Raw genomic sequence first — 9,642 nt, 5'->3', positions numbered from 1 at the left:
CAGGGCGAAGACCTCGGACGATGGGTGCGGGCGCAGCGACTCGGCTGGGACAAGCTCACCAGCGTGCAGCAATGGCTGTGCGAGCAGGTCCTCGGGATCGAGCCCGCAGGCGAGGACGAGAAACTGCGCCCGCGCCGTAGCCAGGCCGACAAGTGGGCGCTCAACTTCCTCGCCGCCAAGCAGTACTTCGAGCGTGAAGGGCATCTCCGGGTGCCCAGGAAACACGTGGAGACGATCGTGGTCGGCGTCGACGGCGAGGGCCAGGAGGAACGCGAGCTCCGTCTCGGTGCATGGATCGGGAACCAGCGCTCCCGGGCCGCCACGCTCTCACCGGACCGGATCGAGCAGCTCTCCGCCATCGGCATGCGATGGGCATAGGCGGCAGACGCCAGGGACCTGAAGAGAGGAGCCCCGGCCGAGAGTCGGTCGGGGGCTCCCCTGTGGAGTGACTTCAGCCAGACCAGCCAGGGAGAGAGCTTGGAGAGGAAGAGGCGTCGTTGGCGTGTCTTCGAACTGCTGTGTGTTCTTGAGGCAAACGACGGCCTCTGTACGTACTGCACTCGGCGATCGCAGGTGATGGACCACGTCATACCGTTCGCACAGGGCGGGGCAGACTCCTTGTCGAACCTCGTGCCAGCCTGCATCCGGTGCAACCTCAGCAAGAGCAACCGAACACCACTGGAGTGGTGGATCAGCTCGTTCATGCGTGACCATTGGGACGGCAACGGCACTGTGCATGGTGGGGTGCGGTGGGGCGACGGCATGACGTTGCGGGACCTGTACCTGTCCCGTCACGAAGACAGGGCGTGAGCGTTCTCGGCTGGTGAGATGACCCACCGTGCGGGGCCGGTGGCGGAACGACGGAAGCGGTCGTTGATGATCAAGGTGTCTGACGCCTCATCAACAACAACCGCTTCCGATGCCATCATCCTCGATCACTGCGCTGCAGCGCCACCGCGACCACGATGTGGTCTTGTCCCTCGACGTCACCGACCCCGTTCAGGTGCTCGACCTCGCCAACGTCCTGGACTCGCTGCCGGACCCGCGACGGCGTCAAGGGCGCCGGTATCGCCTGGGCGCGGTCCTTGCGGTGTGCACGCTGGCTGTACTCGCCGGTGCCCGTACCCTCACGGCGATCGCCCGGTACACCGCCGAACTCCCGCCTCACCTGCACGAACGTCTCGGGCTGCGGGCCGCTCCGAGGGCCAGCACCCTGGGCCGCCTGCTGGCCCGCCTGGACGGCGACGCGCTCGACGCCGCCGTGGGCACCTGGCTCGCCCAACTCGCCGACACCGGCGAGGCCGTGGCCGTGGACGGCAAGGCCCTGCGCGGCTCGCGCACCGCCGACCGGCGAGCCGTCCATCTCGTCTCCGTGATCACCCACGGCGGCAGGCTGACCTTGAACCAGCGCCAGGTCGCCGACAAGAGCGGCGAGACCACCTGCTTCCGGCCCCTGCTGGCCGACTTGGACCTGACCGGCCGCACCGTCACCTTCGACGCCCTGCACTCCCAGCTGGATTACGCCCGCTTCCTCGTGGAGGACAAGAAGGCCCACTACGTGGCGCTGATCAAGAACAACCACCCCAAGCTGGCCACGTTCGTACGCCAACTGCCCTGGTCGGAGATCCCGCTGGGCTCGCGCACCCGCGAGCGCGGACACGGACGCGATGAGATCCGCCGTCTCAAGGCCGCCACCGTGCCACGGCGGCTGGCATTCCCGCACGCTGTCCAGGCCCTGCAGATCGTGCGTCGCCGCCGCGACCTGCGTACAGGCAAGGTCGCCCTGGAACGCGTCTACGCGCTCACCGACCTCACCGCCGCGCAGGCCGGCCCCGCGCAGCTGGCCCAGATCGTTCGTGGACACTGGGGCGTCGAGGCGCATCATCACGTCCGTGACGTCACGTTCGCCGAGGACGCCAGCCGCGTCCGCACCGGCACCGCACCCCGAGCGATGGCCGCCTTCCGGAACATCGCGATAGCCCTGGCCGGCTCGATGGGCTGGGCCAACATGACGGCCGCCACCGACTACTACCGGTCGCACCCCGAACACGCACTCGACCTCATTGCGACCGGATCATGAGAACGCTCGCACCCTGGGCAGGATGGGTCGGACGGGGCGCACCGAGCCCCGTCCCGGGGGGAGAGAACAAGGGCATGCTGAGAGCCGGAACGACCTGTACCGACGCAATCAATTTCCTGGATAACGATCTCGTAGCCGGGAGCCTCAACGACGTCTCCATCCGGATCCCTCACATGATGAAAACGGGTGCGGAAGCCCAGGCCGAGATGCGGGCCGTGCGTAAGCGGTACGACGAGTGGACCTGGAAGGCCGCCGAGGAGCTCAACCGGCGGTTCAGCGACCGGGAGATCGCGGGGCATCTCCGTGCGGGCCGCTACCGGGCGATCCTCACCGCGCCGCTGGACGAGGCCCGGCTGATGATGTACGTGGAAATCGCCGAGCTTCAGGATTACTTCAGGTCCGTGGCCAACCGGGTGCGCGCCATGCAGGAGCGGTACGGGCGCGCTGGTACCGTGCGGTACGCGGTGCTGGACACGAACACCACGCTGCACTTCACGCGGTTCGACAAGGTCCCCTGGCAGAAGGTGTTCGGGAAGGGCACCGCGGTCATGGTGCCGCACGTCGTGGTCGACGAGATCGACACCAAGAGCTATCAGACGGGGGACAAGAAGATCTCCCGGCGGGCGCGCGGCGTGTTCCGGCTGCTGGAGTCGGTGCTGGAAGCAGGGCCCGAGAAGGCGATCGCGGACGACGGAACCCCCGTGTTCATCGCGGCCGATGAGCCTGGGCACGCCCGCCTTGCTGTGCCGGACGACGAGTTGGTGGCCTCGGCGCTGCGTCTGCACCAGGCCGTCGCTCCCGTGGAGGTGGTCCTCGTCAGCCGCGACATCGGCGTACGAACCCGCGCCCGCACCTGGGGGCTGCCTGCGCGGCCCCTGCCCGACACGTACCTGATCGAGGGCGGCGAGCTTCGCCGGAAGGAACTGGAACAGGCAGCCGCCGAGCTCGTGCCGGGCGGGGGCGTACCGCAGCAGCCCAAACCGAAGGAATCCGCCGCGTCTTCCCCACGGCCGGCGGCACGTCAGGCAGGGGACGACTCGTGACCGAACAGGACGGGCAGGACGGGCAGGGTCGCCAGGAGCGTGCGGACGCGGTGGACCGTGAGATGGCCGCACGCCTGCTGCCCGACGCCGTCGTGCGAGCGCTCGGCCACTGGTGGGAGGTGAATGCGTCGGCTTACGCGGACGGGACACCCGGCGCGCACACAATCCGCTACACGCCCAGCCGGTGGGCGCAGATCACTCCGTGGCCAAAGGCGCTGGCGCCTACCTCCGCAGGCGGTGACGCTGCGGTCAGCCGGGCGGAGGTGGCCTCGGCCGTCGCCGACGCGCTGCGGCGGGAGGCGTTCAGGGAGGCACTGGTCGCGACGTATGTGTGGGGCAAGGGAAAGCGAGGCACTCCCGGCGGCAGCGGCCCGGCCACCCTGCACAAGATCCTGGCCTTCGACGGCCTGGACTCGGCGCTGGCCACCGCGGTCACCGCACTGCGCGAGCACGGTGCATCCCAGGCGTACGCCGCGCTCCGGGGGCAGGTTCCCGGGCTCGGGCCGGCCTTCTTCACCAAGTTCCTCTACTTCACCGGCATCGCGCGGCCGCCCGTCCACGGCGTGCGGCCGCTCATTCTCGATCGGGTGCTGTCCAGACGCCTGAGGTGGATGGCCGCCGCGGTCGGCCGCGAGAGCGGCCACGATGTGGACGGCTCGGTCGCCGCCTGGGTCTGGTCGGACGGGAACTGGTCACCCCACCGCTACCAGGTCTACCTCGCCTTCATGCACGCCGCCTGCGGCCAGCTGGCCGCAGGCGACAGCTGGCCGTCCGGTACGACCCCCAACCTGCTCGAATGCGCGTTGTTCACCACCAGCTGGGAGACATCCGGCTGACGACACGCGCTGTGCTAGGGCGTGTGCCGGTATGGGGCCCGCAAAATGCGCCGCCAGCGGGGCCGCTTCGGTCGGCTCGTCATCGCCTACGGCGCGCGAGGCTTCTTCTTCGGAGGAGGCAGCGCGGCAGGAGGTTCAGGCGCCCGATGGCTGATCGACTGGTGGCTTAGCCACCAGTCGATCAGTAACGCCCGGCCCCGTCGCGTGCGGCGGGGCGCAGGGCACGGAAGGGCCCGACCGCCGAGCGGTCGGGCCCTTCCGTCTGTCCGGGGCGGATCAGCTCCCCTGCTGCTCGGCCGCCGCATCCTGGCGGCAGCGGAAACACTGGGCGAGGCAGCGTTCCGGCAGCGGCTGGCCTGGCGGGTCGAGCAGGACCGTGTGGCTGCCCGGGTGGCCACAGATGTCGCAGTACATGGTCTTCACCTCCTTCTCTCATCCCTTCTGTAGGAAGGAGGGCCCAGCACAGTACGACCCGGCCGTGATGCGCGTCACAGCGCCGTCGGCAGGGTCATGCGGTGGCCGGTCCTGTAGCCATCCTGAACCGGCTGCGGCCCCGGTCGGCGGGATGCCGAACGAGGCCACGGTGGGGAGCAGGGGCCGACTCAGGCCGCCGGTCGGATCAGGCGGCGGCCAGGGCAAGGCGTACCAGCGCCACGGTCAGGGCCTCCGGAATGAACACCAGCCCGCCGAGCAGGACCGCCAGGGCCACGCCGTGCGGCGGCACCAGGAAGCCGACGACGGCCACCGCGATCAGGAGGTGCCCGAAGGTGAGCCACAGGGCCGCGCCGCTCCCCCGAAGACGGAGCCGGTCATGGACGGCCACGAGCATTCCGAGCGGGACGCAGGGGGCCACACAGAGGCCCACGGCGATGACAGCGGATTCCACGGTGCTCATGCCCTGTCCGTCGTGGAGCGCGCGCCACAGCATCTGAACGGGGCATCGTGGCGGGCCCACGATCTGTGGCGGGCCTACGCCGCACGCGACCGCGCCGCGGTCAAGCGGTTCTTCTTCGTACGCGAGGCCCTGGGCGAGATGGCCTCACCGGTCGAGCAGGGGTCTCGGGTAACAGCGCCTCGCTTTCCAGGACGGCAGGTCTTCGCGGTAGTCGGGGTGGTCGTTCCAGATCCGCACGAGGGTCTGCAGGCACTCGGTGATCCATGGCGCCGGTTCCGCCTGGTGCGCGGCGGTCAGTCCGGCGAGGGCCTCGGCAAGCGCGAGGACGGTTACAGCCGACCGCCCGGCATATTCGATGACGGCGAAGACCTGGGATCCGCGGATGTCTGCTTGCGCACGCGCTGCCTGTTCCTGGAGACATCCGCTTGAGGGTTTTCGGGGCGATGGAGTGCCAGTCGAAGCCGTTCCATCGTGGTGGGGCCCGTCCGGGCTTCGGCCGGCGGAGGCGCGAGAGACTACTGCGAGACGCTGACTTAATCAGGAGAGACAGTGGAGCATTTCACGTCTCACCGCCTCTGCCTACGGTGAAGGGGTGCAGAAAATGATTCTCGGTAATATTGAGGTCTCGCGGGTGGTCGAGTACCACGGTGCTTTCGGTGCCACCGACGTCCTGTTCCCGTCCGTGCCCGGCGCACTGTGGCGCCAGCACGAATCCTGGCTGGCGCCCGACTTCGTGAACGCCGAGACGGGTGAGTGGCAGTCAAGCGTTCAGACCTGGGTGCTGCGCAGCGCGGGCCGTACCGTTCTGGTCGATACCGGTCTGGGCAGTGACAAGTCATCGGAAGTCGAAGTGACCAACAAGCACGACGGCGGTTTCCTTGACCGGCTGGCGGCGGCGGGGGTGCGGCCGGAGGACGTGGACCTCGTCGTCAACACCCACCTTCACGACGACCATGTGGGGTGGAACACTCGGTTGGTCGAGGGCGAGTGGGTTCCGACGTTCCCCAACGCGCGCTATCTGATGAGCCGTGCCGACTTCGACTTCTGGAACCCTGCCAGCGGCCACGCTCCGAGGTTCGCCGACACCGGGACCAAGTTCAACGACAGCGTACTGCCCGTCCGTCAGGCTGGTCAGGCGGTGCTGTGGGAGGGTGACAGTCACCGCATCGACGAGGACCTGGTGCTGGAACTGGCGCCCGGTCACACACCCGGCTCAGCTGTGCTGCGGCTCGAGTCCGGTACGGACCGGGCACTGTTCGTCGGCGACGTCATCCACACCCCGCTTCAGATGATCGAACCCGATCACGACATCTGCGTGAGCGAGGACCAGGCCGAGGCCGCCCGGTCCCGGCGTCGCGTCCTGGAGCAGGCAGCCGAGACGAACAGCTTGGTGGTGCCGGCACACCTGGGCGGAGCGGGCGCCGCCGAAGTCGTGCGGTCGAACGGGACTTTCTCGATCAAGAGATGGGCACCGCTCTCGGACGTCTGATTCAGTAGGGGAAGGTTCTGCTATGGACGTGCTCAGCGACGCGATCAGCACCATGCGGGTAGGTCGCCCCTCAATGTCGCTGACGGCGGCGGACCCGTCGTGGGAGATGAAGGTGCAGACCTTCGAGGGTGCCCGGTTCTACGTGGTCACCACAGGAGACATCCGGGTGACAGGGCCGGACGAACAGGCCATCACCCTGGAGCCGGGCGACGCCGTTCTGTTCCCGTACGGGACTGCGCACACGCTCGTGAACGCCACCGATGACACGGCCCAGTTCCTGTCCGGCGCTTACCAGCTTGACCAAGTCCGCCCTCACCCGCTGTTCCACAACCTCCCCGATCTGGTGAGCCTTCCCGCGCGAGCGGACCGCTACCCGAGTCTCCAGGCGTCGATCGACCTATTGCGCAGCGAACTCGGCGAACAGATGTACGGCAGGGACCTGGTGCTGCCGGCCCTGCTCGACGTGCTCCTCGTACATTTGATCCGCGCCTGCCTCGTCGAAAGCGCGGGGCTGAAGGCCACCGGCTGGTGCGTCGCCCTCGACGACGAGGTGATCGCACGATCACTACGCGCCATGCACGAACGCCCCGCCGATCAATGGACCGTGGAGTCGCTGGGCGCGCACGCGGGCCTATCCCGTGCCGCCTTTGCCCGCAGGTTCACCGCCATGGTCGGGCAGCCACCGCTCACCTATCTGACGTGGTGGCGGCTCACCACAGCGGCACGCCTGCTCCAGACGACCGACGCCCCACTGTCCGCCGTCGCGCAGCGCAGCGGCTACGGCTCCGCGTACGCGTTCGCCAATGCCTTCAAACGCGAGTACGGGATCTCCGCCGGCCGGTACCGGCAACAACACCGCACCGACCACCAGCAATTGTCCGGCCCTGGGGACCAGCGGAACAGCCCGTAACGCTAAGCCTGTGATCTTGGTCAGGCCGGGGCTCCGAGGGTGCTGACGCGGTTTTCGTACTCGCGGCGGGCCTTGCGCTGGGCCGGGACCGCCGGAACGCCCTGGGCGCCGTCGAGCGGCTGGCAGCGGTCGAAGAGCTGGCGGTGCACGGCGGGGACGGCGCTGACGCGCAGGGGTGTAGCCCTGGCCGCGCCGTACGATCATCCCCTGGTCGAGCACGGCTCGCTCGACGTCGTCCAGTTCGAAGGTGTGGAGGAAGTCGGCGACCTTGCCGGGCATGTCGGGGTGACCGGCAGCTCCGGCGCCGGGGAGTCCTGCTCGATGGCGGTGTGGTCGGGCAGAAGGTCGGCGACGGCCGTGCGGATCGCGCCGCGGCTGACGCCGTGGTCGCGGGCGAGGGCGGCGATCGAACGGCCCTCCAGGTAGGAGGTGCGGACGGTGTCGGTCTTCGCGGCCGGGACGGCCGGGCGGCGCCCGCCCTTCGCACCCTTGGCCTCGGCGGCGCGCAGACCGTCGTAGGTCAGTTCTCGCTGGAGGTCGCGTTGGAGTTCGCCGGCGACGGCGAGGGTCTGCACCATGAACTTCACGGTGGACAGCAGCTCGCCGGTGCGCGGGTGGCGGGCGGTGAGGTCCATGGCGGAGAACGCGCCGTCGTGGATGCGCAGGGCGAGGCGGTCGCGGTGGAGGGCGTCGTCTCTCAGTGTCCGCCCGACGGCGAGGTGGCGGCGCCGCTCAGGCAGCGGTCGAGGAGTGCGTGCATGCGGGGGACGGGGAGAGACGGGTTGGTCGCGGCGCCCTCTGCGGTGCGCGAGTCAGCGAGGAGGGCCTCCAGGGCTTCCGGCGTCAAGCTCGGGTTGGCGGCGGCCGCCCGGCGTACCGACTCGTCGGGGTCTTCCACCGGGGGTTCGGACAGGGTGGGATCGGCTGCGGCCAGGGCCCGTACGTCGGCATCCGGGTGACTGATGAGGTGGGCCCGGCCGGTGCGGGGGAACGCGGGCAGGGTCAGCAGGTGCGGGCGGTGGGCCGGGCGGGTGACGAAGACGTCCAGGAGGAGGTGGGGCGGAGCCAGGGGGTGGTGGCAGGCCAGCAGGATCCGTACCTCTTCGTCGTCGTCCTGTGCGAGTGTCGCGGCGAGTTCCGCGGGCAGGCCGGGGAAGCGCGCCGCGACCCGGCGGAGCACCGGTTCCTCGGACGCTGCGCAGGCGGCGAACCAGTCGGGCGACGGCTCGCCGGTCGGCTCGGTGATCGGGCAGGTGCAGTCCGGGCCGTGCCCGATGACCGCGTCGATCGCCCAGTACTCGGCCCAGGTGCGGGGGAAGGGGTGAAGGCGTGCACGTATCCGCACGTCCTCGTCCGGGTCCTCCCCCAGCTCCGCCACCAGGTTTGGTCCCAGGTCGGGCCGGGCGGCGACCAACTCGCGGATTTCCGCCTCGGGGTGGCGGGCGAGCCGGGCGACGGCGTCGGCCGGGATATGGGGATTCCGGGTCAGGGGGTGCACCCTGCCTTCTGCGACGCACTGCTCGACGAGCGCGGGTGACAGGGCACACCTGCCGAGCACGAAAGGCTTGCCGCGGGAGCCGTAGGACGGCAGCCTGGCCTCCACCCGTTCCGGATCCAGCACCCAGCTGCGCTCCTGCGCCGCCTTCCGTACCGCAGGGTCGGGGTCGTCGAGCAGGGCCTCCCGCTGCGCGACGGTGAGCGACTGCCACTCCCAGGTGGCGCGTTCACGGAGCCCTGGATGCTCGTGCCCGGCCATGGAGCGGTGGAAGGACAAAGGAATCTGCTGGGAGGAAATGAGCTCACCGACGATCTCGTTCGCGGTGAGCGTGCCGTCTTCGCCCCCGTCCCGGGCGGTCAAGAGGGTGACGAGGATGTCGTCAGGCAGTGGTCGGACCCATCGCGGGCGAAGATGGGCAGGGGTGCCGCCGGCGAGCCACCCGCGGACAATCCCCGACGGGTCCGTCGCCAAGGGGGCGAGTCGTTCGAGGTCGATGTGCCGGTTCCGCGCGAGCGCGCGGCGGATCACTCTGTCCGGGTGGTTCAGGGCCGCCTCGATGACGGCGCCGGGCAGGTCACGACCCGCGCACATCAGCAGGCCGGCCTCACCGGCCGCTGAATCCACCAGGCGTATCAGAACGTCGGAGGGCGCCGCCGGATTGAAGGCGATACCACGCAGCCACGGTTCGTGCAGAGAGTCGGACACCGCGTCATCCTGCCACCTCACCTCTTGAACCGGGCCGCCCGGCGGCTACCTCGTCGGCACTTACCGGCGTCCCCGTCTGCGGGGCTTTGAACCACGTGGCACGGCGTTGCTCATCATGCGCACGCTGACCGTACGCGGCACACCGCCAGGCCCCGTAGCCACCCCCGCCGTGGAACGCACGACATC

12 protein-coding genes are annotated in these 9,642 nt (G+C 69.4%); 8 read left to right on the top strand and 4 right to left on the bottom strand.

Annotated elements, in window-relative coordinates:
- The 5 genes from ACF1DX_RS38440 to ACF1DX_RS38420 form a co-directional block, all read left to right on the top strand.
- Window positions 1–378: helicase associated domain-containing protein (locus ACF1DX_RS38440; RefSeq protein WP_391795783.1), on the top strand; the 378-nt coding region annotated here is incomplete at its 5' end.
- A 99-nt stretch (window positions 379–477) separates the two neighbouring features.
- On the top strand, window positions 478–810 hold the full coding sequence (locus ACF1DX_RS38435; protein WP_391795782.1) for an HNH endonuclease: 333 nt from the start codon (window positions 478–480) through the stop codon (window positions 808–810).
- Window positions 811–967: 157 nt separating this feature from the next.
- Window positions 968–2,080, top strand: coding sequence for an ISAs1 family transposase (locus ACF1DX_RS38430; protein ID WP_391795786.1), 1,113 nt, complete (start codon window positions 968–970; stop codon window positions 2,078–2,080).
- Window positions 2,081–2,253: 173 nt separating this feature from the next.
- Window positions 2,254–3,123 carry a PIN domain-containing protein gene (locus ACF1DX_RS38425; protein ID WP_391795781.1) on the top strand — a complete coding sequence of 290 codons (870 nt, stop codon included), beginning with the start codon at window positions 2,254–2,256 and terminating at the stop codon, window positions 3,121–3,123.
- Window positions 3,120–3,959 carry a hypothetical protein gene (locus tag ACF1DX_RS38420; protein ID WP_391795780.1) on the top strand — a complete coding sequence of 280 codons (840 nt, stop codon included), beginning with the start codon at window positions 3,120–3,122 and terminating at the stop codon, window positions 3,957–3,959. The genes ACF1DX_RS38425 and ACF1DX_RS38420 overlap by 4 nt, the downstream gene beginning before the upstream one ends.
- Window positions 3,960–4,578: 619 nt before the next feature.
- Here ACF1DX_RS38420 and ACF1DX_RS38415 read toward each other — a convergent pair.
- Window positions 4,579–4,854, bottom strand: coding sequence for a hypothetical protein (locus ACF1DX_RS38415; protein ID WP_391795779.1), 276 nt, complete (start codon window positions 4,852–4,854; stop codon window positions 4,579–4,581).
- A 12-nt stretch (window positions 4,855–4,866) separates the two neighbouring features.
- Here ACF1DX_RS38415 and ACF1DX_RS38410 point away from each other — a divergent pair, with 12 nt between their 5' ends.
- From ACF1DX_RS38410 to ACF1DX_RS38400, 3 genes are all read left to right on the top strand, one after another.
- Window positions 4,867–5,283 carry a hypothetical protein gene (locus ACF1DX_RS38410; RefSeq protein WP_391795778.1) on the top strand — a complete coding sequence of 139 codons (417 nt, stop codon included), beginning with the start codon at window positions 4,867–4,869 and terminating at the stop codon, window positions 5,281–5,283.
- A gap of 163 nt (window positions 5,284–5,446) precedes the next feature.
- On the top strand, window positions 5,447–6,343 hold the full coding sequence (locus tag ACF1DX_RS38405) for an MBL fold metallo-hydrolase (protein ID WP_391795777.1): 897 nt from the start codon (window positions 5,447–5,449) through the stop codon (window positions 6,341–6,343).
- A gap of 22 nt (window positions 6,344–6,365) precedes the next feature.
- Window positions 6,366–7,253 carry a cupin domain-containing protein gene (locus ACF1DX_RS38400; protein WP_391795776.1) on the top strand — a complete coding sequence of 296 codons (888 nt, stop codon included), beginning with the start codon at window positions 6,366–6,368 and terminating at the stop codon, window positions 7,251–7,253.
- A 20-nt stretch (window positions 7,254–7,273) separates the two neighbouring features.
- Here the strand turns inward: ACF1DX_RS38400 and ACF1DX_RS38395 are convergent, their stop codons facing one another.
- From ACF1DX_RS38395 to ACF1DX_RS38385, 3 genes are all read right to left on the bottom strand, one after another.
- On the bottom strand, window positions 7,274–7,402 hold the full coding sequence (locus ACF1DX_RS38395; protein WP_391795775.1) for a hypothetical protein: 129 nt from the start codon (window positions 7,400–7,402) through the stop codon (window positions 7,274–7,276).
- Between the two features lie 51 nt (window positions 7,403–7,453).
- Window positions 7,454–7,888, bottom strand: a complete 435-nt coding sequence (locus ACF1DX_RS38390) for a hypothetical protein (protein ID WP_391795774.1) — start codon at window positions 7,886–7,888, stop codon at window positions 7,454–7,456.
- 62 nt (window positions 7,889–7,950) lie between these two features.
- Complete coding sequence (locus ACF1DX_RS38385; RefSeq protein WP_391795773.1) at window positions 7,951–9,456, bottom strand: hypothetical protein; 1,506 nt, start codon at window positions 9,454–9,456, stop codon at window positions 7,951–7,953.
- Between the last annotated feature and the right edge of the window lie 186 nt (window positions 9,457–9,642).

The organism is Streptomyces sp. NPDC014676, from assembly GCF_043084105.1.
Classification (GTDB): Bacteria; Actinomycetota; Actinomycetes; order Streptomycetales; family Streptomycetaceae; genus Streptomyces.
This window is presented reverse-complemented; position numbering and strand designations above follow the sequence as displayed.